Annotated in this window: 21 protein-coding genes and 1 riboswitch; of the genes, 4 read left to right on the top strand and 17 right to left on the bottom strand. The window is 53.4% G+C overall.

Going from position 1 to position 23190, the window contains the following annotated elements:
- The first annotated feature begins 12 nt into the window (after positions 1–12).
- On the top strand, positions 13–705 hold the full coding sequence (locus H8693_RS08620; RefSeq protein ID WP_249280631.1) for a TrmB family transcriptional regulator: 693 nt from the start codon (positions 13–15) through the stop codon (positions 703–705).
- Between the two features lie 29 nt (positions 706–734).
- Positions 735–2003 carry a diaminopimelate decarboxylase gene (locus H8693_RS08615; RefSeq protein WP_249280630.1) on the top strand — a complete coding sequence of 423 codons (1269 nt, stop codon included), beginning with the start codon at positions 735–737 and terminating at the stop codon, positions 2001–2003.
- A gap of 47 nt (positions 2004–2050) precedes the next feature.
- Here the strand turns inward: H8693_RS08615 and H8693_RS08610 are convergent, their stop codons facing one another.
- From H8693_RS08610 to H8693_RS08590, 5 genes are all read right to left on the bottom strand, one after another.
- Entirely contained in the window at positions 2051–2215 is a 165-nt protein-coding gene (locus H8693_RS08610; protein WP_249280629.1) for a FeoB-associated Cys-rich membrane protein, read from the bottom strand.
- A gap of 2 nt (positions 2216–2217) precedes the next feature.
- A complete protein-coding gene (gene feoB, locus H8693_RS08605; protein WP_249280628.1) occupies positions 2218–4692 on the bottom strand; it encodes a ferrous iron transport protein B in 2475 nt (824 codons plus the stop codon).
- A 76-nt stretch (positions 4693–4768) separates the two neighbouring features.
- A complete protein-coding gene (locus tag H8693_RS08600; RefSeq protein ID WP_178619885.1) occupies positions 4769–4996 on the bottom strand; it encodes a FeoA family protein in 228 nt (75 codons plus the stop codon).
- 62 nt (positions 4997–5058) lie between these two features.
- On the bottom strand, positions 5059–5271 hold the full coding sequence (locus H8693_RS08595) for a FeoA family protein (protein WP_249280627.1): 213 nt from the start codon (positions 5269–5271) through the stop codon (positions 5059–5061).
- A 229-nt stretch (positions 5272–5500) separates the two neighbouring features.
- Positions 5501–7057 (bottom strand): FGGY-family carbohydrate kinase, encoded by a 1557-nt coding sequence (locus tag H8693_RS08590; protein ID WP_249280626.1) that lies wholly within the window; start codon positions 7055–7057, stop codon positions 5501–5503.
- Positions 7058–7168: 111 nt separating this feature from the next.
- Between H8693_RS08590 and H8693_RS08585 the strand changes: the two genes are divergently transcribed.
- On the top strand, positions 7169–7987 hold the full coding sequence (locus H8693_RS08585) for a glycerophosphodiester phosphodiesterase family protein (protein ID WP_249280625.1): 819 nt from the start codon (positions 7169–7171) through the stop codon (positions 7985–7987).
- 235 nt (positions 7988–8222) lie between these two features.
- On the opposite strand, the gene asnS is transcribed toward H8693_RS08585, so the two are convergent.
- The 4 genes from asnS to ytxC form a co-directional block, all read right to left on the bottom strand.
- Entirely contained in the window at positions 8223–9611 is a 1389-nt protein-coding gene (asnS, locus tag H8693_RS08580) for an asparagine--tRNA ligase (RefSeq protein ID WP_249280624.1), read from the bottom strand.
- A gap of 137 nt (positions 9612–9748) precedes the next feature.
- Positions 9749–10762 carry an aspartate--ammonia ligase gene (gene asnA, locus H8693_RS08575; protein WP_178619900.1) on the bottom strand — a complete coding sequence of 338 codons (1014 nt, stop codon included), beginning with the start codon at positions 10760–10762 and terminating at the stop codon, positions 9749–9751.
- 585 nt (positions 10763–11347) lie between these two features.
- On the bottom strand, positions 11348–13285 hold the full coding sequence (gene thrS, locus H8693_RS08570; RefSeq protein WP_249280623.1) for a threonine--tRNA ligase: 1938 nt from the start codon (positions 13283–13285) through the stop codon (positions 11348–11350).
- 315 nt (positions 13286–13600) lie between these two features.
- Positions 13601–14389 carry a putative sporulation protein YtxC gene (ytxC, locus tag H8693_RS08565; RefSeq protein ID WP_249280622.1) on the bottom strand — a complete coding sequence of 263 codons (789 nt, stop codon included), beginning with the start codon at positions 14387–14389 and terminating at the stop codon, positions 13601–13603.
- A gap of 172 nt (positions 14390–14561) precedes the next feature.
- Positions 14562–14703, top strand: a riboswitch (FMN riboswitch).
- Between the two features lie 97 nt (positions 14704–14800).
- On the opposite strand from ytxC, the gene H8693_RS08560 reads away from it, so the two are divergent.
- Positions 14801–15358 carry an ECF transporter S component gene (locus H8693_RS08560; RefSeq protein WP_249280621.1) on the top strand — a complete coding sequence of 186 codons (558 nt, stop codon included), beginning with the start codon at positions 14801–14803 and terminating at the stop codon, positions 15356–15358.
- Positions 15359–15415: 57 nt separating this feature from the next.
- Here the strand turns inward: H8693_RS08560 and H8693_RS08555 are convergent, their stop codons facing one another.
- The 8 genes from H8693_RS08555 to H8693_RS08520 all read right to left on the bottom strand — a co-directional run bounded on the left by H8693_RS08555 (position 15416) and on the right by H8693_RS08520 (position 23048).
- On the bottom strand, positions 15416–16780 hold the full coding sequence (locus H8693_RS08555; protein WP_249280620.1) for a GTP pyrophosphokinase: 1365 nt from the start codon (positions 16778–16780) through the stop codon (positions 15416–15418).
- Positions 16781–16921: 141 nt separating this feature from the next.
- Positions 16922–17551 carry an NAD(P)H-dependent oxidoreductase gene (locus tag H8693_RS08550; protein WP_249280619.1) on the bottom strand — a complete coding sequence of 210 codons (630 nt, stop codon included), beginning with the start codon at positions 17549–17551 and terminating at the stop codon, positions 16922–16924.
- A complete protein-coding gene (locus tag H8693_RS08545) occupies positions 17548–18033 on the bottom strand; it encodes an NAD(P)H-dependent oxidoreductase (RefSeq protein WP_249280618.1) in 486 nt (161 codons plus the stop codon). The genes H8693_RS08550 and H8693_RS08545 overlap by 4 nt, the downstream gene beginning before the upstream one ends.
- A 762-nt stretch (positions 18034–18795) precedes the next feature.
- Complete coding sequence (locus H8693_RS08540) at positions 18796–19449, bottom strand: bifunctional 2-keto-4-hydroxyglutarate aldolase/2-keto-3-deoxy-6-phosphogluconate aldolase (protein WP_249280617.1); 654 nt, start codon at positions 19447–19449, stop codon at positions 18796–18798.
- A 19-nt stretch (positions 19450–19468) separates the two neighbouring features.
- Positions 19469–20425, bottom strand: coding sequence for a phosphoglycerate dehydrogenase (locus H8693_RS08535; RefSeq protein ID WP_249280616.1), 957 nt, complete (start codon positions 20423–20425; stop codon positions 19469–19471).
- 15 nt (positions 20426–20440) lie between these two features.
- On the bottom strand, positions 20441–21034 hold the full coding sequence (locus H8693_RS08530) for a glucose-6-phosphate isomerase family protein (protein ID WP_249280615.1): 594 nt from the start codon (positions 21032–21034) through the stop codon (positions 20441–20443).
- A gap of 70 nt (positions 21035–21104) precedes the next feature.
- On the bottom strand, positions 21105–22052 hold the full coding sequence (locus H8693_RS08525; RefSeq protein ID WP_249280614.1) for a shikimate dehydrogenase family protein: 948 nt from the start codon (positions 22050–22052) through the stop codon (positions 21105–21107).
- A 27-nt stretch (positions 22053–22079) separates the two neighbouring features.
- Entirely contained in the window at positions 22080–23048 is a 969-nt protein-coding gene (locus H8693_RS08520) for a phosphotriesterase family protein (RefSeq protein ID WP_249280613.1), read from the bottom strand.
- Between the last annotated feature and the right edge of the window lie 142 nt (positions 23049–23190).

The following is a 23190-nucleotide window of genomic DNA, read 5'->3' as shown; positions in this document are numbered from 1 at the left end:
GTTTATGGGAATATGGATACGGTTCAGCTTCTCACCCGCTTTGGCCTCACCCGGCAGGAGGCGAATCTCTATATCCTTCTCTGCCGCCGGGGCGATCTCACCGGCTATGAGGCGGCCAAGCTCACCGGCATCTCCCGTTCCGGCACCTATACGGCCTTAGCCGGCCTGGTGGAAAAGGGAGCCGCCTATCTGCGAGAAGAGGCCGCTTCCCACTATACCCCGGTTCCCGTGGAAGAATTTTCCGAGAACTATCTCCACAATCTCGAAAAAACCCGGGAACAGCTCATTGCGCAGATGCCCCGGCAAGCGGCTGTGGAGGACGGCTATTTAACCATTCGTGGAAGCCGCCATATTTTAGACCGGATGCGCAGTATGATCCGCGCCGCGCAAAAGCGGCTCTATCTCTCTGCCTCTCCCGGGGTTTTAGAGGAATTGTCTCCCGCCCTTCAGGAGGCAATGGACGCGGGGCGGAAGGTCACGCTCATCACCTCGCCGGAGTTTTCCATAGAGGGTGCGTATCTCTATTCCGCCCCCATTCCTGATGGACAGGTGCGCCTGATCGTGGATTCCTCCAGAGCCCTGGCGGGCGATGCCAGGGATGAGGCCAGCAGCTGCGTCTATTCCTGTCAGAAAAATCTGGTGGAGCTCATCAAAGAATCTTTATCAAACGAAATCCGGCTCATTCAAAAGGATGGACTGGCATAAATATTGGTTGATGGAAAGGAACACAATATATGAAAAAGACCCCATTCGTCACGTTGCAGCAGGTCAACGAAATTTGCAGGCAGTATCCCACCCCTTTTCATATCTATGACGAAAAGGGAATCCGGGAAAACGCCCGGGCGCTGAAAAAAGCCTTTTCCTGGAACAAAGGCTATAGAGAATATTTCGCCGTCAAGGCCACTCCCAATCCGTTTTTGCTGAAAATCTTTCAGGAAGAAGGCTGCGGTGTGGACTGTTCTTCCTATACCGAGCTTCTGATGGCAGACGCGCTCGGTTTTTCCGGGGAAAACATCATGTTTTCTTCCAACGCCACACCGGAAAAGGATTTCCTTTTGGCTCATAAAATCCATGCCACCATCAATCTGGACGACTTTTCGGATATCGAAACGCTGGACAGGCTGGCCGGGATTCCCGAAACTATCAGCTGCCGCTATAATCCCGGCGGCTCCTTCACCATCGGAAACTCCATCATGGACTTTCCCGCAAACGCCAAATATGGCTTCACCCGCAAACAGCTGACGGCGGGGTATAAGCTCCTCATGGAAAAAGGAGCCAAGCATTTCGGCCTCCACGCCTTCCTGGCCAGCAACACCATTGCCAACGAATATTATCCCACGCTGGCAAAAATCCTCTTCCAGACGGCTGTCGAGCTGCATCAGGAGACCGGCGCCCATATCGCGTTTATCAACCTGTCCGGCGGCGTGGGAATCCCCTATAAGCCCGACCAGCAGAAAAACGATATCTTCGCCATTGGAGAGGGCGTCCGCAAGGCTTTCGAGGAAATTCTCGTCCCCGCCGGCATGGGCGATGTCGCTATCTACACGGAGCTGGGCCGTTTCATGACCGGCCCTTACGGCGGCCTTGTGGCCACGGCCATCCACGAGAAAAAGATCTATAAGGATTATATCGGCCTGGACGCCTGCGCGGCCAATCTCATGCGTCCCGCCATGTATGGCGCCTATCACCATATCACGGTACTGGGAAAGGAAAACGCCCCCGCCGACCATGTATATGACATCACTGGCGGCCTCTGCGAAAATAACGATAAGTTCGCCGTGGACCGGGAGCTTCCGGAAATTCAGCTGGGAGACCGAATTTTTATCCACGACACGGGCGCTCATGGCTTCTCCATGGGATATAACTACAATGGGAAACTGCGCTCTGCGGAGATTCTTTTGAAAGAGGACGGCAGCTTCCAGCTTATCCGCCGGGCTGAAACACCCGCCGACTATTTTGCCACTTTCGACTTTACGGATTTTTTTAAGAACATCAAGAATTGACAGAATAAAAAAGGGAAACGCTTGTGCGTTTCCCTTTTTATTTTGGATTATTTATGGCACTTTCCTTCCATGGGGCAGTTGCTGCAGCCGCGGCCGCAGGAGCTTTTGCCCTGCTTATGATTTTTGATCTGCCGCAGCACAATACTGCCTACCACCACCAGCAGGATCGCTCCCACAAGGAGGCTTCCCCAATTATTTGCCAAAAATTCCATCACTATACCCGCACCTCTTTTTCAAGCCGCTGGCTCTCTTTATAGGGCCGGAACAGCAAGTAGAAGAACGCTACCAGGACAATAAGCGATATCACTGTCGCCACACCAAAGCTTCCTGCCGTCACCAGCATGCCGATCTGGTATACACACATCGACACGAGATAAGCGAAGATGGTTTGATATCCGATGGCGAACCAGAACCACTTGGCGCTGTTCATCTCCCGCTTGATGGCGCCCATAGCCGCGAAGCACGGCGCGCAGAGCAGGTTGAATACCAGGAAGGAGTACGCCGAAAGTCCCGTGAAGCTGCTGGAGAGTGTTCCCCAGATTTCCCAGCCGTTTTCTGCCACCTCGGCGAATCCATAGAGGATACCGAAGGTACCAACGACGTTTTCTTTTGCCACAAGGCCCGTGATCGCCGCCACAGAGGCTCTCCACTCGCCCCAGCCCAGGGGAGAGAAGATCGGGGCAATAAACCGGCCGATAACTGCCAACAGACCGTCGCTCAAATCTTCCACCATCTGGAACTGTCCGTCAACTACACCGAAGTTGGAGACAAACCAGATGAAGATGGTAGACAGCAGGATGACCGTTCCGGCCTTCTTGATGAAGGACCAGCCGCGCTCCCACATGCTGCGGAGCACATTGCCCACCGTCGGCCAGTGATATGCCGGAAGCTCCATAACGAAGGGAGCCGGCTCTCCGGAGAACATCTTGGTTTTCTTCAAGATAATGCCGGAAACAACGATTGCCGCAATTCCTACAAAGTAAGCGCTGGGCGCAACCCACCACGCGTTATGGAACAGTGCGCCTGCAATCAGGGCAATGATGGGCAGCTTGGCGCCGCAGGGAATGAATGTTGTCGTCATAATGGTCATTCTGCGGTCGCGTTCGTTTTCTATTGTTCGTGAGGCCATAACGCCCGGGATGCCGCAGCCCGTTCCAATCAGCATCGGGATAAAGGATTTGCCCGAGAGGCCAAACTTGCGGAAAATCCGGTCCATAATAAACGCGATACGCGCCATATAGCCGCAGGATTCCAGGAAGGCCAGGAAGATAAACAGCACGAGCATCTGGGGAACAAAGCCCAGAACCGCGCCGACGCCGGCCACAATACCATCCAGAATCAAGCCCTCCAGCCAGGGAGCGCAGTTAATGGATTCCAGACCGCTCTTGATGAGTCCCGGAAGGCCCGGCACCCAAACGCCGTAATTCGCCGGATCCGGTTCTTCTGCCTGCGCTGCTGTCTGGAAATCTTCCAGGGAGACCGGGAAAGTCTCTTCAATTTCCCCTTCGTCGTTATAGATCTCCGCGGTTCCTTCAATGCCCGCCGCTGCCGCTTCCTCTTCAAAAGCAGTTACCGCCGACGCATCCGGGTTCTCTGTCTCAGGATCCAGCGCCTCTGTCACAGCTTCCACATCAATGCCGCTCTCTTCCGCTGCCGCCAGATATGCGTCAATCTTGGTGCGTTCCAGCGAATAGGCATCCGATGCATCGGCATATTCCGCCGCACCGATGTCCAGCAGATGCCAGCCGTCACCAAACAGTCCATCGTTGGTCCAGTCAGTCAAAATCGTACCCACGGTAGTTACAGACACGAAATAGACAACGAACATAACGACGGCGAAAATGGGAAGCGCCAGCCAGCGGTTGGTAACGATCCGGTCGATCTTATCCGAAATCGTCTGCTTATTCTTGCTCTTTTTCGTATAGCAGTCCGTGATGATCGAGGAGATGAAAGTATAGCGTTCATTGGTGATGATGCTTTCGCTGTCGTCATCCAATTCCTCTTCCGCCGCCGTAACGATATCTTCCACATCCGGAACCGGCTTCAGCTGCTCCTTTACCTTGTCATCGCGTTCAAACAGCTTGATGGCAAAGAAACGGCGCTGCTCTTCGGGAACCGAATCCGGCAGCTTTGCTTCGATGGCATTCAATGCCTCTTCGATCCGGCTGGAGAAGGTGTGCACGGACTTCATCGCTTTTTTCTGCTCCGCCAGTGCCACAGCCCGGTTGGCCGCTTCCTTGATTCCTGTTCCTTTCAGGGCCGAAATCTCCACAACCTCGCAGCCTAACTCCTCTGCCAGCTTTTTCACATGAATTTTGTCGCCGTTTTTGTTGACAACATCCATCATGTTGACAGCCACAACAACCGGAATCCCCAGCTCCAGGAGCTGCGTCGTTAAGTACAGGTTTCTCTCCAGGTTGGTTCCATCCACGATATTCAAGATGGCATCCGGTTTTTCCTTTAATAAATAATTCCGTGCGACAACTTCCTCCAGTGTATAGGGAGAAAGCGAATAAATACCGGGCAGGTCCGTCAGGGTCACATCCTTATGACCTTTCAGACCACCTTCCTTTTTCTCAACCGTAACCCCCGGCCAGTTTCCAACAAACTGATTGGAACCAGTCAGGGCATTGAAAAGGGTCGTTTTTCCGCTGTTGGGGTTTCCCGCCAGGGCGATTTTGATCCGCATCTGTTTTCCTCCTTCAGTTACCCTAATCTAACCTTTGTGCAAAAAAATGGGCGCGTGAACGCCTGGGGTATCATGCTTATACGACTTCTGTCTGAATGATTTCGGCATCCGACCGGCGGATGGTAAGCTCATAGTTACGCACTGTCACTTCCACCGGATCGCCCAGCGGCGCCACTTTGCGCACATGCAGCTCAATGCCCTTTGTGATGCCCATGTCCATGATGCGGCGTTTTACCGCGCCATCGCCATGAATTTTCACAACGCGCAAATTCTGCCCGACCTTTGCTTCCCGCAATGTGTTCATTGCCAACCTCCTTCAAAAAAATTCTATGGGCACGCCAAAACGGCGGCATTATCCTTTTTCCGTCACACCATGATGCGCTTTGCCATCTCTTTATTGATGGCAATCCGAGTATCCTTTACATTGACAATGACATTCCCCGCAATTTCTGAAATCACCGTCACTTCACTGCCCGCAACAAAGCCCAGGCTCTCCAAAAACTTCCGGGTTTTCTCTTTTCCGCCGATCTTCACAATTGTGTTTGTCTGCCCGGCTTTTGCCAAAATCAACGGCATCATTCTGCCTCCTTTGTTCTTAGTTTGTTCGCCTTTACTAACCTTTTGTCCAAATCATAGGTTAGCACTTGCTAACCTATGTATAGCATACCAAATGGCTTTGCTTCTGTCAATATTTTCACCAAAAAAAATTTAAATTTTCTTTACAACTGTTTCCCTGCTGCCGACAGTACATTTTCTATCGACCGTTTGTCAAAAAGGCCCCATCCTCCCTGTCGGATGGGGCCTTTTCTTATTTGCCATATTTCCGGTAAATCTCGCGAATTTTCTGATATAGAGGCCGCATTTTGGGATAGATTCCCCGGTAAACCTCCCGGTATAGCTCATCATAAATCTGAAAGCCCTCCAGCGTTGGCTGAAACACGCTGGTATGCCGCACCATTTCTCCAACGGCTTCAGGGAAGGAGGAAAATTCGCCCATGCCGACAAAACCGGCTATAGAGGAGCCCAGCCCTGCCGTTTCATGGGTTTGGGCGCGCTTGATGGTTTTGCCAAACATATCCGCCGTGATCTGGCAGATGAGATCGTTCACGGCGCCGCCGCCCGAAACCGTCAAATAGTCTACCTGGCACTTGGCCCGGCGGCAGAGCGTTTCCAGCCCTTCCCGCAGGGCATAGTTGAGGCCCTCCACAATGGCGCGGTATAAGTGGGCCTTGGTATGCACGTCCGAAAACCCAACAATAGCGCCGCGGGCCTCGGGGTTTTTAATGCCCGGCCCCCAATAGGGCTGAAGCATGAGGCCATGGGAACCCGGCGGGACTTCCAAAAGCCGCCGGTTCAGGACCTCTTCCACACTGATGCCCTCCTCCTGGGCCGTGCGACGCTCCTCCTCGGCAAATTCATTCTTAAACCAGGAGATCATCCAATATCCCCGGTATATCTCGATTTCCGGGTTATACATCCCCGGCATCACCGCCGGATAAGCGGGTAGGTACTGCTGCGGCTCCACATATTTGGGAATCGTGAGCTGCACGGTTGAGGTAGTTCCAAAGCTGAGGCTGGCCACCGCCGCATCTACGCATCCGCTGCCCAGCGTCTCACATCCCTTGTCCGAACCGGAGGCAATGAGAGGCAGTCCCGCGGGAATCCCAGTCCAGGCGGCCGCCTCCGATGTGATTTTCCCCAGGCATTCTCCCGGCTCCACCAGCTTCGGCAGTTTTTCCGGCTCCACATTAAACACCGGAAATTTCAGCTGGCTGGTTTTCATCCACCGCTTATGGCGATAGTCAAAGGGAATATGCCCCACCTGCGAAGCCACGGAATCCACAAGATTCCCCGTGAATTTATAGGTCAGATAACAGGAGAGCAGCACATATTTCTCGGTTTTTTCCCAGATCTCCGGCTGATTTTCCCGGATCCAGTTGGATTTGGTGTTGGCCCGGTTGGCCGTTGCCGCATCCAGCATGCCCACCAGGGCGAACAGCACCCGGTTGATGGCGGGCATCGGCGCCCGGCATTGCACAGACCGCTCGTCCACCCACAAAATCGAGGGGCGCAGCACCCGCAGATCTGCATCCAGGTTTACGCCGGTATCCCGCATAGTTGTGAGCGTCACGGCGATAATATCCGAAAAAACGTCCCCCGCCTTTTTCTTCAGGCGCCGGGAGGCTTCCCCCAGCTTTTCCCAATAGAAATCCGGCTCCCGTTCAGCCCAGCCCGGCTCGGGAGACTCATATGGCTCATATGCGATTTGTTCCTTAAATAGCAGATTCCCTTTTTTGTCAAACAGCAGCGCCCGGACACTCTGCGTTCCGCAGTCGAATGTCAGGATCAAAGGATTCTTTCCCATTTCTCTTTCCCGGAAAAACCAGGCTCTCCCTTGTTTTTCCTCTGTTTCCTCGTGTATATTTATTATAGAAGTATCTTTTGGATACAAACTTGCTGAAATGAAGAGGTTATTATGATTTTGCTATATATTCTCGTGGGAATATTGGTTTTGGGGGTGTTCTATCTCTTTGCCATCGCCCCGTCCCACTCCCAGGACCTAACTGCCTATGCGGGCTGGCATTTCGCCCATCGCGGCCTGCATTCCCTCTCTCCGGATACGCCGGAAAATTCCCTTTCCGCTTTCCGCCAGGCTATCGCCCATGGCTATGGCATCGAGCTGGACCTGCAGCTTTCCAAGGACGGGCAGGTTTTCGTCTTTCATGACGACTATTTAAACCGCGTATGCCATGCGGAGGGGCTGGCCTCCTCCTATTCCTATCCGGAGCTTTGCCGCTTTTCCCTATCGGGAACCCAGGAGCATATTCCACTTTTTCGGGATGTCCTTGCCCTGGTGCAGGGCAAGGTCCCCCTCATCATCGAGTTCAAAACCAGCAAACGAAACCGGGAGCTTTGCGAAAAGGCATGGGAGCTTTTAAAGGGCTATCCGGGCTCCTTTGTCGTGGAATCCTTTGATCCCCGCATTCTTACCTGGTTTAAACGGCATCATCCCCAAGTCGTCCGCGGCATTTTGGCTACACACCTAAAGCCCGCTGACGGATTCCCCGCGCCTCTGCGCTTTGCCCTGCGCAGCCTCTGGCTGAACTTCCTCGGGCGGCCGCATTTCATCGCCTATGAACACATTTATAAAAATAATCTCAGCCTGGTTTTCGCCCGGCGAATATTTCATGCTTTCTGTGCAGCCTGGACGGTACGCCAGCCCAGCGAGATGGATGAAACCCGATTTGATCTGTTTATTTTTGAAAATTTTCTGCCGCCGTCCCATAGCGGATGAGACAGACAACTGCCTTCCGGATATCTGCCGAAATGCATTCCCTTGCCGGGATATAAATGCTTCCCCGCCTATTTACCTATTCTTGCGCCGTGTCCGCCTTTCCCGCTGAACTGTCATCGAGTCACGGCCTGCCGCCGGGGAAACCGCAATTCCTTTCCTGCCGCGTTCTCAGCTCGTGTACCGTGCTTGCTTTTCCCACTGAACTGTCACCGAGTCATGGCCCACCGCCGAGGTGTTAAAATTCCGCCCACTTGGGAACCCGGGGGAAGGGCAAAACGTCCCGGATATTGCTCATCCCGGTCAGATACATAATCATGCGTTCAAAGCCCAGGCCATAGCCCGCATGGGATACACCGCCGAATTTCCGCAGATCCAGATACCACCAATAATCCTTGGGATCCATACCCAGCTCCCGAATCCGGGCTACCAGCTCATCATGGCGCTCCTCTCTCTGGCTCCCGCCGATGATTTCGCCCACGCCCGGGGCCAGCAGGTCCATGGCGGCAACGGTCTTCCCATCGTCATTCATGCGCATATAGAACGCCTTGATCTCCTTGGGATAGGCCGTCACGAACACGGGCTTTCCAAACACCTTCTCGGTGATATACCGTTCATGCTCGCTTTGCAGATCGATACCCCATTCCACGGGATATTCAAACTTCTGCCCGGATTTTTTCAGGATATCCACCGCCTCCGTATAGGTGATGCGGGCAAAATCCGAATTGACAATGTTATCCAGCCGCGCCAGCAGCCCCTTATCGATAAAGCTGTTGAAAAACTCCATCTCCTCCGGCAGCGTTTCCAGCACATATTGAATGATATATTTCACCATATCCTCTGCCAGATCCATATCATCGTTGATATCCGCAAAGGCGATTTCCGGCTCGATCATCCAAAATTCCGAAGCATGGCGCGCCGTGTTGCTGTTTTCCGCCCGGAAGGTTGGCCCAAAGGTATAGACCTTTTTGAAGGCCAAGGCATAGCATTCTGCCTCCAGCTGGCCGGATACCGTCAGGTTGGCTTCTTTGCCGAAAAAGTCTTTGGAATAGTCAATGGCCCCCTCCGGAGTGCGGGGCGGGTTATCCATATCCAGCGTTGTCACCTGGAACATCTCTCCGGCGCCTTCACAGTCGCTGGCCGTGATGAGCGGCGTATGCACATAGACAAAGCCCCGCTCATTGAAATATTTATGGATGGCATAGGCCACCGCCGAGCGTACCCGGAACACCGCGGAATAGGTGTTCGTCCGGGGCCGCAGATGGGATATTGTCCGCAGAAATTCCAGGCTGTGCCGCTTTTTTTGCAGCGGATAATCGCTGGGGCAGGATCCTACCTCCGAAATTTCCTCCGCCTTGATCTCAAAGGGCTGCCGGGCCTCAGGCGTCAGCACCAGCCGCCCTTTGCAGGCAATGGCAGTCCCCACGCCCAGCTTGGCGACTTCCTTATAATTGGTGATGGTATCCGCCGCAAAGACAATCTGCACATTTTTGAAAAACGTGCCGTCGTTGCACTCAATAAACCCAAAGGCCTTGGTATCCCGGATGGTACGCACCCATCCGCCGATTTCCACGGTCTGATCCGCATATTTTTCCGCATGGCGGAACAATTCCCTGATATCCAACATATCCCAAACTCCTTTTTTATAACAGGCCGGTCCGCATAAGATAACCGGCATATTCTCGATTTTTCATTTGCCGCGGAATTACATCTCGAAACAACCATTTCGCGGCAGCGCAAACGCGGAGAACCCGCGCCGTCTGGTTACAACAGATCAATATGGTGCTCGTGGCAGACGCGCAGCATCTCCTCCGGCCAAACCGAAGCCTGCACCTCGCCGATGTGCGCCTTGCCCAGCAGATACATGCAGAGCCGGGACTGCCCGATTCCGCCGCCCGCTGTCAAAGGCAGTTCCCCCTTCAGAAGCGCCTGATGGAACTCCAGCTTTTCCCGCTCCTGGCAGCCGGCAAGAGCCAGCTGTTTTTTTAGCGTGGGCGCGTCTACCCGGATTCCCATGGAGGAAACCTCAAAGGCCCGGTCCAGCACGGGATAATACAGCAAAATATCTCCATTCAGCGACCAGTCGTCGTAATCCGGCGCCCGGCCGTCGTGCTTCTGGCCGGATTTCAAAACGCCGCCGATCTGCATCAGAAACACCGCCCCCAGCTCCCGGGTAATGGCGTCCTCCTGCTCCTTAGGGGATAGATCCGGATAGCGGTCCTCCAGCTCCTGGGTCGTCATGAAATGAATGCGCTCGGGCAGGTTCTGTCTGAGGCGGGGATACTGGCTGAGCAGGTATTTTTCGGTCTTTTTCATGGCCGAATAGATTCCCCGGACGATGCTCTTCAGGGTTTCCAGATTGCGCCCCTCTTTGGTGATAATCATTTCCCAGTCCCATTGGTCTACATAGGTGGAATGCAGGTTATCCATATCCTCGTCCCGCCGGATGGCGTTCATGTCGGTATAGATCCCCTCCCCCGGCTCAAAGCCGTATTTCTTGAGGGCTACCCGCTTCCATTTCGCCAGGGAATGGACGATTTCCACCGTCGCCCCCATTTCCCGGATATCAAAGGAAACCGGCCGTTCCACGCCGTTTAAATCGTCGTTCAGTCCGCTTTCCGGGCGCAGATACAGCGGCGCCGATATGCGGTATAAATTCAATTCGGCCGCCAGCTCCATCTGGAAGCGGTCTTTGATGAGCTTGATGGCGTGTTCGGTTTCCCGGACCGACAAGCTCGATCGGTAATTCTCCGGCAATATCAGATGTTCCAGTGACATAGTTCCTCCCGTCGCAAAACTTTCTTAAAAAAATCCCTCCAGCCCGCGCCGGAAGGCTTCTGCTCCAAAATTTCCCGTTTGGCGTCCGCGGCCGGTTCCGTCCGCAGCAGCCGCAATTTTCCGCACAAACCGTACTTTTTTATTGTAGCAGATTGCCCTTTCCATTGCAAGGCAAACTCCCATTTTTCGCCATGCCGGGACATCGCGGGCCATCCCTTCTGCGAAGGATTTTCCTTTTGTTACCTTCCCATTTTTGGCCTCTGGGATTTTGCCGCTCATTCCTGGCGTTCGTTTGCTGCTTTCCTCCCGCGCCAGCCTCTGTCAGCCTTTCTCCGCCGGATAGACCTCTATCCCCAAAAACCGAACATAACTTTCCCGGGGATTCCCTTGATTATGGGGAAACGCAGACAGCTCTTTTATCCCACGCACGACGCATCAGCTTGCCCAAATTCCCGGAAGTCACGGCTCTTTTGTTCGTGCCTTCCTTCTTTTGTCCGCCTCTTCCCTCTCGATCCGAATGGTTCGGTTTTTCCGCATGCAAAAAGGCAGGGGAACGCTCCCCTGCCTATCCTATCCATTCCGGACTTAAAAAATTACCTTTTCGGCATTTTCCTTCAAAACCATTGCCGTAAAGTCCTCAACGGACATACTGCCAATTTCCCCTTCGCCCCGGCGGCGTACAGCAAAGGAGTTTCCTTCCACTTCCTTTTCCCCCACCACCAGCATATAGGGGATTCTCTCATTGCGGGCCTCGCGGATCTTATAGCCGATCTTCTCCTGCCGCTCGTCTACAGTGGCGCGGATACCCAGGCGCTTGAGTTTTTCCGCCTGCTCCCTGGCATATTCGTTGGACTTTTCGGTTACCGTCATAACCCGTACCTGCTCAGGCGCGATCCAGAGAGGCAGCGCGCCGGCGTATTTTTCGATGAGCATGGCCAGCGTCCGCTCATAGCATCCAATGGAGGAACGGTGAATGATAAAGGGCCGCTTCTTCTGGTTATCCTTGTCGATATACACCATATCAAACCGCTCGGCCAGAGCAAAGTCGATCTGGATGGTAAACAGCGTATCCTCCTTGCCGAACACATTTTTGAACTGGATATCCAGCTTGGGGCCATAGAAAGCCGCCTCGTCCTTTTCCTCGGTGTAGTTGAGGCCGATGTGGTCTAAGATGGTCTTCATGGCCGCCTCGGTCTGCTCCCAGGCTTCGGGCATGTCGATATATTTTTTCTTGTTGTTGGGATCCCATTTGGAGAAACGATAGGTGATGTCCTTGTCGATCCCCAGGCATTTTGCCATATACTGCACCAGATCCAGAACATTCCGGAACTCGCTCTCCACCTGCTCGGGCGTGCACATGATATGGGCGTCTGCCAACGTAAACTGCCGCACGCGGATGAGTCCGTGCATTTCGCCGGAGGACTCGTTGCGGAACAGCGTGGATGTTTCGTTATAGCGGATGGGCAGGTCGCGGTAACTGCGCTGCGCAGATTTATAGATCATATACTGGAAGGGACAGGTCATGGGCCGCAGAGCGAAAACCTCGTCGTCCTTTTCCTCGTCCCCCAGGACGAACATCCCCTCTTTATAGTGATCCCAGTGCCCGGAGATTTTATAGAGCTCGCTTTTCGCCATAAGAGGCGTTTTTGTGAGCTGATAGCCCCGGCGCTCCTCCTCGTCCTCCACAAACCGCTGGAGAATCTGGATGGTTTTGGCCCCCTTGGGCATCAGAAGCGGCAATCCCTGGCCCACCTCCGGGCAGGTGGTGAAGAATTTCAGCTCCCGGCCCAGCTTATTGTGGTCGCGGGCCAGCATTTCCTCCTGCTGCTTCACATATTCGTCCAGCTCAGCCTGCTTCTCAAAGGCTGTCCCATAGATGCGCTTGAGCATCTTGTTGTGTTCGTCGCCCCGCCAATAGGCTCCCGCCGTGCTCATCAGCTTCACGGCCTTGATGCGCCCGGTGGAGGGCAGGTGCGGCCCCGCGCAGAGATCCACAAAGTCCCCCTGCTTATAGAAGGAGATCACGGCGTCCTCCGGCAGATCCTCAATCAGCTCCACCTTGTAATCCTCGCCCTTTTCCTTCATGAAAGCGATGGCCTCCGCCCGGGGCAGCTCAAACCGCTCCAGGCTTTCGTTCTGCTGAATGAGCTTTTTCATTTCCTTTTCGATCTTCAAAAGATCTGCCGCCGTGAAAGGAACCTCCACGTCAAAATCATAGTAGAACCCATTGTCAATGGCCGGACCGATGGCCAGCTTTGCATCCGGATACAGCGCCTTCACGGCCTGGGCCAGAACATGGGAAGCCGTATGCCGCAGCGTCCAGCGCCCGCCTTCGTCCGCAAAGGTCAGGATCTCCAGCGTGCAGTCCCCCGGCAGATCCCGGGTCAAGTCCCAAAGCTCCCCATTCACCTTGGCCGCCAACGCCGCCTTTTTCAACTTAGAGGAGAGCTTCTCCGCCACGTCCAGCGGGGTCGCTCCCCCTTCCATGGCCAAAACGCTTCCGTCTTTTAACGTGATGTTCATTTCTCTATCTCCTTTTCTTAGTTTACAAAAAAAGCCCCTCAATACAAAATTGAGGGACGAAAAATCTCCGTGGTTCCACCCTGATGAGTCCATGCCGGTTTTCACGCCAAGAACCCGCTCTTTCGGGCGTATATCGCCGCCCGGACGCGCCTCGCTCCCCGGCTGGTCTTCACATGGCAAACCGCCCGGCCCCCTTTCAGCCTTTGGGGCAGCCTCTCTTGAAAAGCCTTCCTTCGCCTGCTACTATCCGGTTCTCTGCGAAACGTTTTTATGTTTCTGCCTTTATTATACTCCTCCCCGCCGTTCTGTCAACCATTACGAGCGGATTCTCCCAATAAAAACCTGGTGCAGAAGTGTTTTTAGATCCTCATCCTGAATCTCCGAAATGTTGATGTTTTCGGGCGCCAGGTTGATGAGCTGGGAGAGAAGCAGATCCTCCTTGCTCACCTCCCGCGTGCCCCCGTGTTCACTGCCCGGCAGGATCACGCTGACCTTTGCGCTGTTGCCGTCAAAAATCTGATACTCTTCTTCGCCCGGCCGGATAATCACATAGGGCAGGATCGGGTCCCGCATGCTGACAAAATACCGAAGGAGCTTGATAAACTCGTGCTTTTCGCTCTCCAGCAGATAGTCGTCCACGCAGTCCTCCAGTGTATCCTTCCATTGTTCCACAAAATCCCGCATGCGGAACCGCAGGACGCCGTCCAGCCAGAGCACATGCTCCTGCCCTTCCAGCATGCAGACGGCGATCCGACTGCTGATATCCTGCTTAAGATGCTCCAGATCCCCTTTTTCGCCATGATACCAGAGCCGCTTTAACGTGTTAATCAAAATCTCGCACTGATCCTTCTCTGCCACAAAATCATAATCATGAGCGATTTCGCGCATAATAAAACGAATCTGCAGGTTTTCGATCACAATATCCGCCAGAATATCGGCCAGCTCAAAGAGCTGCTCCCGGCCGGCAAAGTCCAAAGCAACGTAATTTTTGTGGTCTTCTTTTATTTGAATCTGCCCGCTCCGCTTATTTGCGGCGGACAGCCGGTTTTCGATTAACGGACGCAATTCAATATCCATATTGGATACGCCCACAGTGTATTCCAATGCCCAATGCCCCCCTTTGCTGCGCCATATAATAAAATATGCAAAAGCCATTGAAAGGTTTACCCAAATATTCTGCCAATTCCCCCGTCAAACTATTTCGCCAATTTTAGCCAAAGAAATGGTTACCACGATTGACAGGCCATTGTCGTGGGTGCTGTCATAAACATATAAAAATCTGTTTCAGGGCGGGGTGAAATTCCCCACTGGCGGTGAAAAGCAAAGGCTGCGAGTCCGCGAGCCTGCGCCGGAGGCACAGGCAGAATGGGTTTTCAAATCCCATACCAACGGTATAGTCCGGATAAAAGAAACAAAAATATTTATTTTTTGTGTTTTGCCTTGGAATCCTTTGATTTCAGGGTTTTTTCTTTCCTGTCGGATTTTTAAAAAATCTATACATGCGGAGGAATTGCAATGACACACAACCCCACTGGCGCAGGCAAAATCCAAAATTGGCCCATCGCCAAAACAGCCATGCTGGCGGCGATTTCCATCGTCCTTGTCTGGCTTTTTCATTTCCCCATTTTCCCTGCGGCTCCCTTTTTGGAATACGATCCCGCCAACATTCCCATTCTCATTGGTGCCTTTGCCTATGGCCCTTTGGCTGGGATCCTTCTCACGCTGGCCACATCCCTCTTGCAGGGGCTGACCGTAAGCGCCCACAGCGGTGTCTATGGCATTCTCATGCACATTCTCTCCACGGGAACCCTGGTTCTCGCAGCCGGCCTCTGCTATCGCCGGCGTCGGACAAAGCCGGCTGCCCTGCGGGGCCTGTTTCTGGGGATAGCGGCTCTCGTTCCCGTCATGCTGGGAGCGAATTTGCTCGTCACTCCTCTGTTTATGGGGGTTTCCCGGGAAGTCGTCTGGAGCCTTATGCCCGTGATCCTTGGGTTTAACTTATTGAAAGCCGGCATCAACAGCGCCGTTACCTTTCTTCTCTATCAACGGATTTCCCCGCTTCTGCACAAATGAGCGGCGAAAAAGCACAAAAAAGCAGCCTCTCCAAAGGCTGCTTTTTTCTTTTCATCTTCACAGCGCCAGCCTGCTTTTCAGCACATTGGTATAGGCGCTTTGGATATCATCCCAGGACTTGTTGTTTTGAATATCTGCCACTACCTGGGGAATGACGTAGTTAAGGGCGCGATGGATAGTTGCCATTCCGCTTTCGCAGAGATATTCGATATTCTGCTTCTCGCTGAACACTTCCGAAATCGCGTTCAGCATATCGAACCGGATGCGCACGGCGTCCTTGGGCGCCGCTTCATCCAGCATCACGAAGGATCGGTTGGAGAGAATCACATTGCGGTAATAGGAAATAAAGGACTCGAGATCCTCCACATTGTCTCCCCGCTCGATGCTGAAAAGCACGAGAAAGAACAAATGCCATTTATAGTTGATGTTCACCAGCCGCAACACTGTCTCCAGAATATTGGCCGAAAAGGTATCTTCATAGTAAAGTGCCCGCTCAAACTCCAGCTGGTCGTCCACACGGATGGCATCGTCCTGCAGGCCGTTGAGAATATAGAAAATATTCAGCATGACGCGGCCGTAATCCTCCATATCCTCGGCGTTATTCACCTCCATCAGATAACGCACCACCGCATCACAGCTACTCTTGAAATCGATGGCAAAGCCAATCTGATCCCGCATCAGTGCGGCAAAGGTGTCATAGACCATTTTGGAGATAAACCGTTCGATGGCCCGGGCATTGTTTTTTTCAAATTCCACGCCCTCGGCCCGCCGAAACCGCTTATAGAGGACATAGAGCTGGCTGTCGATCATGTTTAAGCTCTTTTTGATGGATGTCATCAGGTCCACCACAAAATTATCCGCCAGCAGATAGGAATTGTTTTTATAGATGATCTTATGCTCGATCTCGCCCCAGAAGGTGTTGACCAGGGCTTTAATCTGCAGCTCAAACCGGACGTGGTCCTTGCCCAGCATGAAAAGGCCGTCAATCTTATAGATATCAAAGCCGTTTTTCTGCTTCTGGGGCTGTTCCTCCCCCAGCTTGAGCTTGATTTTTGGCATGGTCGGCTCCCAGAAATACAGCCCATCCTCTGTCTCGGTAAAGACCTCTTTCAAAAGCTCATAGACATATTTTTCGTCGTCGATGAATTTGCATTCGATGCGGAAGCCAATGAGGTCCTGAAAATTCGCCAGCACCTCTTCATCCGTCTTATATTTGCTGATATAGCTGTTGCGAAGGAGCTTTTCCCGGATGCTCTCTACGGTCTTGATCCGGTAAATCAGATTTAGGGTATATTTGCTCTGATCGAACACATGGTCGTCAAAATATTCCTTGATTTCCTCTGCAATCAGCTTATAGACATCGCGTTTCCCCTCAAAAAGCTCAACGACGTCGTCAATATGTTGAAAAATTTCTAAATTCACGTCTTTGCCCCTGCCATTATTTCACTATGATCCATTATAGCCTCTTTTGCGCCGCATTGTAAATGCCCCGGCGGCAAAGGTTACTATTTATTAACAAAACAAAGAAAAAAACCGCTTTTTTGTGTTTTTTCCGCGGCGAACCTACTGCCGCCGGTCCAGATCCCGCCGGGTAAGGCCGTTCTTTTTGGCCTGGCTCCGCCAGCCCATCTGGGCGCTCCAGATATAGAGAAACCGCGGAAAGTTCACATGAACATATCGCTCCTCTGCCGATGCACCCGTCTCGATATGCCGCACCAAGTCCCCCAGGGCCCGCCCCAGATCCCGCTTGGGCCCTTTTCCCAAGGGCACGCTTGCTATGGCCGTCAATGCGCCGCCTCCGCCGATTCCCAGGCCCTGGCCCCAAACAGCCCCGGCGTGCCGGCTCCAGCTTTTGAGCATGGCAAGGGCCAAAGCATTCTGCTCTCCCTCAAAAAATCCCGAATTGACCATCCCATATATCCGCGTCTGCGGGCGTATACTCCCCGACCGCTCAGCCTGGCGCAGCCAGGAGAGAAGATGCGAGGGAATACCGTCCACATAGAGGGGAAAGACAAATACCACGCCGTCTGCCCAGGATAGAGCGGCGGCATCCTCCGGGGAAAAGACCGGCCTGGCAGCATGGCGCTCCCTCCATTCCGTTTCCCGGGAAAAACACGCTTTGCAATCGTCCAGCAGCGCTGCGCTGGCGCTTTGCTTCGTTTTGGGGCTTCCATTGATCAGAAGAATTTTCATAGGCTTGCCTCCGCCTGCGGATTCCGGCCTTCCAGGAAAGTGACCGCGTGAGATTTGGCGTCATAGTTGAGGGCGTTGGCCGCCGCCAGCTTCCGGGCCGTTTCCCGCTCCTGCGGCGTGGTATCCCCATAAAAATATACCTGAAAATCCATCGCATTGGCATACCGCGGCCGATGGTGCATCTGCCCTCCGCGTATGCAAAAATAGGGATGAATATAGGAGATGGCCCGATCCAGCACATTTTTGACAAACGGACTATAGCCCCCATAGACACATTCGCTGACGATCACCAGCCTGTCGCAGCGGCCGATTTTCTGTCCCGTTTCGCAGAATGCGTCCTTCAATATACATTTCCCCGGCGTTTTGGTCCAGCAGCCAAAGCAGCCGATGCAGGGAAGAATAGAGCTGTCCGGTCCAATGACCTCGATCTCCCCCTCAAATGGAATCCATTGCCTCTCCAGATCGGTGATTACCAGCGTCATCCGCTTATCTCCTTTTCAATCGCCCTTTTTGTCGTTTATTACAGCCATATTTCTCCGGAGACAGAACCCCCGGAACGCATCTGCATTCGCCGCGCAGAAGGCGCCGGCCCCCGGCCTTCATTTTTGCAAACCGGGCGGTATTCTGTCAGAGACAGTATAACAAAAAAGCAGAGGGATGCAAAGCTTTCTTCCGCTATCCGACAAAACCCCCGTTTTATCGCCTTTCCGCCAGGCAGACATCCTCTTTGCGCCCAGCTGAGGGTTCCTCCTTCGCCCCTGGGATTCCCTCAGAGCGAAGGCCCCCGGCCAAAAAGGTGCATCATAACCGCAGAAAACAGCATCATCTTTCTGAAACTGGGTATTTCCTTTGTGCTGGCCGTCCGCCGTAGTCCATCCCCGCCATATCGTTTTGTTTTCCGCTGCATATATTTTTTCTTCTGACCTCTTCTTTATCGGAACAGGCATCGTCCTCATCCCGAAATTTCCCATTTCTTCTATATTCTCTCTGTGATTTTTTATATAATGCAACTTTTAAGAGTCTTTGGCTAAGCCGCTCGCATAGAGTTCTAAATGGGTATGGCAGCGGCAAAGCCATCTTCTCCAACGCCTGCTTCCCCTGCCTTTGAAAGGGAAATTTACCTTTTCATTTAATTCTTGCTTATAAAGCTTTTTCCCATGATCCGGATATCCAGCCGCCTCTGCAAGTGGTTTCCAGGCCAACAAAAAAACGCGGGAAAATTCCCGCGTTTTTCGCTGTTCTGCTTATTTCTTCATTTCCGCACGCGCCTGGGCTACCGCCGCCACCATCTTCTTGGCAACCTCGGTCACCTGAGCATAGTCGCCGGTCTTGGCGCCCGCCGTCAGGTCGCCGCCAGCGCCAACGGCAACAGCGCCGGCCTTGATCCATTCCGCCGCGTTGTCCGCATTTACGCCGCCCGTGGGCATCATCTTCATCTGCGGGATGGGTCCCTTGATAGCCTTGATGATCTTGGGCCCAAACAGGTTTCCGGGGAAGATCTTTACGATATCCGAGCCGGCTTCCATGCACTCCACAGCCTCTTTGATGGTCATAGCGCCCGCCATGCAGGCGATCTGATAGCGGTTGCAGAGCTTCACGGTATCCACGTTCAGGCAGGGGGAAACCACATAGTTAGCGCCTGCCAGAATGGCTGCCCGCGCCGTTTCGGGATCGAGAACCGTGCCCGCGCCGACGATCATTTCCTCGGGGGTATATTTCTGGGTCAGAGCCTTGATGATATCCGCCGCGCCGGGAACCGTGAAGGTGATTTCAATGCCTTTTACGCCGCCGGCAATGCAGGCATCCGCAATTTTGAAGGCCATATCCTCGCTGTCCGCACGGACAACCGCCACAACGCCGCAGTCCTGCAGCATCTGCAAAATTTTGTTCTTATCCATGTTCATCTATCTCCTTTTTTTATTTATTCAGGATGTATTTGCATTCTTTTCCCGTCAGCACATCGATGACGTTCTGCGCTGCCAGAGCGCCCATGGCCTTCACAGCTTCGCTGGTATGCGCGCCGGTGTGAGGCGTCATGATGACATTATCAAATTTGAGAAGCGGGGAATCCACCACCGGCTCCTGCTCAAAGGCATCGAGAGCCGCCGCAGCGATCTTCCCGGATTCCAGCGCCGCCGCCAGAGCTTCTTCATCGATGATGCCGCCCCGGGCCGTGTTGATAATAACGGCGCGGTCGGGCATTTTTGCGATCATCTCCGCATCGATCATATGCTTGGTTTCGGGCGTGAAGGGAACATGCAGGGAGAGGAAATTGGCCTGCTTCACGACAAATTCCAGATCGCCCGCTTCCATTCCGTTTTCCTTCACAAAGCTTTCATCCAGATATGGGTCATAGGCCACAACCTTCATGCCAAAGGCCTGGGCGCGCAGCGCCAGGTTTTTGCCAATATGGCCCAGTCCCACAATGCCCAGCGTTTTTCCATAAAGCTCAATGCCCTGGTTGCGGGGCCATTCGCCCTTATGCACGGCATCATTCAGGCGCGGAATGCTCCGGGCCGAAGCCAGCATGAGGGAAAAGGCCAGCTCGCAGACGGCAATCGAGTTGGTTCCGGGCGTGAAGGTCACCTTGATTCCCTTCTTGGTAGCTGCCGGGATATCCACCCGGTCTACCCCCGCGCCATAGCGGGAAATCACCTTCAGGGAAGCCGGGGCCTTCTCAATGACCTCCGCCGTGATATAATCTACGCCCGCCAGGTATCCGTCCACGCCGTCCAGGCGCTCGAGGATCTCTTCGGGCTGGAGCGGACGCCCCAGATCGTTATAGACAACTTCGTCCGCAAAGCTCTCCAGAAGCTCCCGGGATTTCGCATTTTCCGGCTTTCCAAAGGAAGTCGGCGTCACTAAAATTTTCATTGCCGCATCCTCCCCTTATTTCCACTTGGGATTGTCGATGATCTCCGGCTTGCCGTCCCGCTCCACGATCAGCTTGCGGTATCCCTTTGTTTCAATGGTGCCATAGTCATGGCCGGCTTCGCCGCCGAAAGCAAAGAAGGTCACCAGGTCGGTTTTGCCGGTGTTGACCGTGCGGTGGGCATAGCGTTTGGGAACATAGACCGCCTCGCCGCCCTTCATGGGGATCGCGCGCCAGTCGCCTTCCGGATTCTCGATGAGCATGAAGCCCTCGCCGCTCATGCAGTAGTATGCTTCGGCGGTATCCAGCTTGCTGTGATAATGGCCCTTGGTGAAATAATATTCGTCGCCTATCTTTCCGGGATGCAGGATGGAAGTACCCATGGCGATTTCGCCCTCGCTCTCGGGAGCGCCCATTTCATAGAAATCATAGACCACCGTGTCCTCTTTCTCCAGCGCCGCCGCATAAGCCGCGTCGTCTGCGAACATGCCCTTCATCTGGGAAAGCTTGCGGGACGTGGGAACCGCCGTCTTGGAAACGCCGGTCACCGAGTCAAAATCGCAGGTAAATCCCCGTACATAATCAAAAATTTCCGAATTTTTATTGCCCATTTCTTTTTTCTCCTTTTTTCATTTCTATCTGCATGAGAGAGCGGCGGGATGCCGCCCCTCTTTTCAGGCTTTATTTGCGGAATCCCGAGGCGATATCATCCAGCTTGTCGAGAAGCTCCCCTTCGATCGGAATATGGAACACCTCGCTGATAACCTGAGTCCAGCCATAGATGAAGTAGCGCCAGCCATCCTCCACATGCAGGTTCTTTGCTTCCTTCTGTTCCAGCGCCTGATACATGAACCGCCGCTCTCCGCGGTAGTTAATTTCCCAGACCAGGCTGTTTTCCGGGAACTCGCAGGCGTCCGTCAGCGGGGAACCCGGGCGGTCCTTGCCCAGACCAGTAGCGTTGACGATGACCGAATAGGGCTTGATAGTTTTCAAAACCGCGTCGTTCTGCTCATATTCCGGGCAGAGGTGGTATTGCAGCTCCACGCCCTCCGGCTTCAGCTTGGAAAAGATTTTCTCCATCTCCGTGAGCCGCGGCTGGGAACGGTTGGAACAGATGATCCGCCCCGGATAGTTGCCCGCAAATTCCTCGCGCATGAGGAACGCGCCCATGGAAATGGCGCTGCCGCCCGCGCCGATCACATAGAAATCGCCGCCGTGATCCTTCCACCAGTTCTTGGGGACAAAGTCGTTTAAGGCATAGCCGCTGGAAATCGGGTCCTTGGCATGGCCGCAGAGCTTGCCGTCCTTTTTGGAAATCGAGGACAGCTCGCCAAACATCAGGGCATAGGGATCGAGATACTCGAACATATCGCTGCATGCCTTATAGAGGTCGAGCTTATGGGTGGTGACAAGAGCGCCATAGGAAAGCTCGTCATGCTTGATAAAGTCGACGACCTTGCGGTAAACTTCCGGCTCCGCGTGGATCTCAATATCGATGCCCTTGATCACGGCATCCGGAATTCCCATTGCCTTTGCCCATTCGGGGAACACCTTCATGATGGAGGAACTTCCCGTGGTAACGCCGATAAAATAGATCGTCGGCTGTGTTGCCTTTTCAAAATTGAACATAGTCCTTTTCTCCTTTACTTTCTATTTTTAAACCGCTTGTATCGCAATGGCACGGGCGGCGTTTTCCACCATCACATGCCGCAAAATTTCTTTTCCAACACCGGCCTGCTCCAGCATCCCGGAAAAATGCTTCAAAATAAAATCCAGCCCCATGGGCGCGCCATAGCTGGCCAGGCGCTCGTTGGTCGTGTCCAGAGAAAACAACAGCTGATCTTGATACCCAGCCTCCAGCATCCCCTGAATGAGCGCAATTTCCTGCTCATTGCTCACATATTTCAGTCGGTTGATCGTATCATATTCCAGATAGGCTCCCGCCGCCGCCAGTTCCCTATGATATCCCAGGTCATGGCGCGTCCGATCCAGATGGCAGGCCAGCAGCCGGTTGGCGGGAATCCCCGCGTCCTCAAAAAATCGAAGTACTTCAAAAGCATCCGAATTTTTTTCAAAATGGGCTAAAATGCTGACACCTGTGGCCTTGACCGTGGCTGCTGCCGCATGAAACAACTTTTCATAGGTAGCGTCTCTGTGCAGGCCGCCCTCATCCACGGCCACCTTCAAAATCCCCGCTTTTTCCGGCAGGCGTCGCTCACCATCCATCTGCGAGCTCAGCATTCCCTCTTCGATCTCCCGGATGAAACGGTCCGCCAGCTGCTCCTCACTTTCCCGGAACAGAAAGCTGTCGTCGTAATAAAACACTGTCTTATGAAAACCGGCGCTGGCAATCAGATGAAGGCCGGTCGCCTTTGCCGCACGAACCATCCGCTCCGCCATGCGCCCGCCGCCGCCCGGCTGGGCGTCCACCAAGGCACTTCCCCCGGCGTTTTTATAGAGAAACAGCTCGGCTTGGGATTTTTCATAATCGTCCATTAAAAGGGCTTTATGAAGCTCAAAAGATCTTCCCTTTTCCAAAAACACATGCTCATGGCACTGGCACCATCCCAGATCTGCGGGTGCAATATCGCCAAGAACCGTCCGCACCATGCCTTCCATTGCCATTCCAGTTTCCCCTCCTGCCGTCTGCTTTTTTATATCATGGATCTGTTGTTAGTAATCTTATGACTTATTATAACAAGCATATGGCAAAAATGCAATATGTGTTGTGTGAAATAAATATAAATTTCGCCTAAAAATTTTGCAA

This window comes from Guopingia tenuis, from assembly GCF_014384805.1.
GTDB lineage: Bacteria > Bacillota > Clostridia > Christensenellales > Christensenellaceae > Guopingia > Guopingia tenuis.
This window is presented reverse-complemented; position numbering and strand designations above follow the sequence as displayed.

Coding starts and splice junctions, on each gene's coding strand:
- H8693_RS08620 (WP_249280631.1), top strand. CDS start 13: ATGGATACGGTTCAGCTTCTCACCCGCTTTGGCCTCACCCGGCAGGAG.
- H8693_RS08615 (WP_249280630.1), top strand. CDS start 735: ATGAAAAAGACCCCATTCGTCACGTTGCAGCAGGTCAACGAAATTTGC.
- H8693_RS08610 (WP_249280629.1), bottom strand. CDS start 2,215: ATGGAATTTTTGGCAAATAATTGGGGAAGCCTCCTTGTGGGAGCGATC.
- feoB (WP_249280628.1), bottom strand. CDS start 4,692: ATGCGGATCAAAATCGCCCTGGCGGGAAACCCCAACAGCGGAAAAACG.
- H8693_RS08600 (WP_178619885.1), bottom strand. CDS start 4,996: ATGAACACATTGCGGGAAGCAAAGGTCGGGCAGAATTTGCGCGTTGTG.
- H8693_RS08595 (WP_249280627.1), bottom strand. CDS start 5,271: ATGATGCCGTTGATTTTGGCAAAAGCCGGGCAGACAAACACAATTGTG.
- H8693_RS08590 (WP_249280626.1), bottom strand. CDS start 7,057: ATGGGAAAGAATCCTTTGATCCTGACATTCGACTGCGGAACGCAGAGT.
- H8693_RS08585 (WP_249280625.1), top strand. CDS start 7,169: ATGATTTTGCTATATATTCTCGTGGGAATATTGGTTTTGGGGGTGTTC.
- asnS (WP_249280624.1), bottom strand. CDS start 9,611: ATGTTGGATATCAGGGAATTGTTCCGCCATGCGGAAAAATATGCGGAT.
- asnA (WP_178619900.1), bottom strand. CDS start 10,762: ATGTCACTGGAACATCTGATATTGCCGGAGAATTACCGATCGAGCTTG.
- thrS (WP_249280623.1), bottom strand. CDS start 13,285: ATGAACATCACGTTAAAAGACGGAAGCGTTTTGGCCATGGAAGGGGGA.
- H8693_RS08560 (WP_249280621.1), top strand. CDS start 14,801: ATGACACACAACCCCACTGGCGCAGGCAAAATCCAAAATTGGCCCATC.
- H8693_RS08550 (WP_249280619.1), bottom strand. CDS start 17,551: ATGAAAATTCTTCTGATCAATGGAAGCCCCAAAACGAAGCAAAGCGCC.
- H8693_RS08545 (WP_249280618.1), bottom strand. CDS start 18,033: ATGACGCTGGTAATCACCGATCTGGAGAGGCAATGGATTCCATTTGAG.
- H8693_RS08540 (WP_249280617.1), bottom strand. CDS start 19,449: ATGGATAAGAACAAAATTTTGCAGATGCTGCAGGACTGCGGCGTTGTG.
- H8693_RS08535 (WP_249280616.1), bottom strand. CDS start 20,425: ATGAAAATTTTAGTGACGCCGACTTCCTTTGGAAAGCCGGAAAATGCG.
- H8693_RS08530 (WP_249280615.1), bottom strand. CDS start 21,034: ATGGGCAATAAAAATTCGGAAATTTTTGATTATGTACGGGGATTTACC.
- H8693_RS08525 (WP_249280614.1), bottom strand. CDS start 22,052: ATGTTCAATTTTGAAAAGGCAACACAGCCGACGATCTATTTTATCGGC.
- H8693_RS08520 (WP_249280613.1), bottom strand. CDS start 23,048: ATGGCAATGGAAGGCATGGTGCGGACGGTTCTTGGCGATATTGCACCC.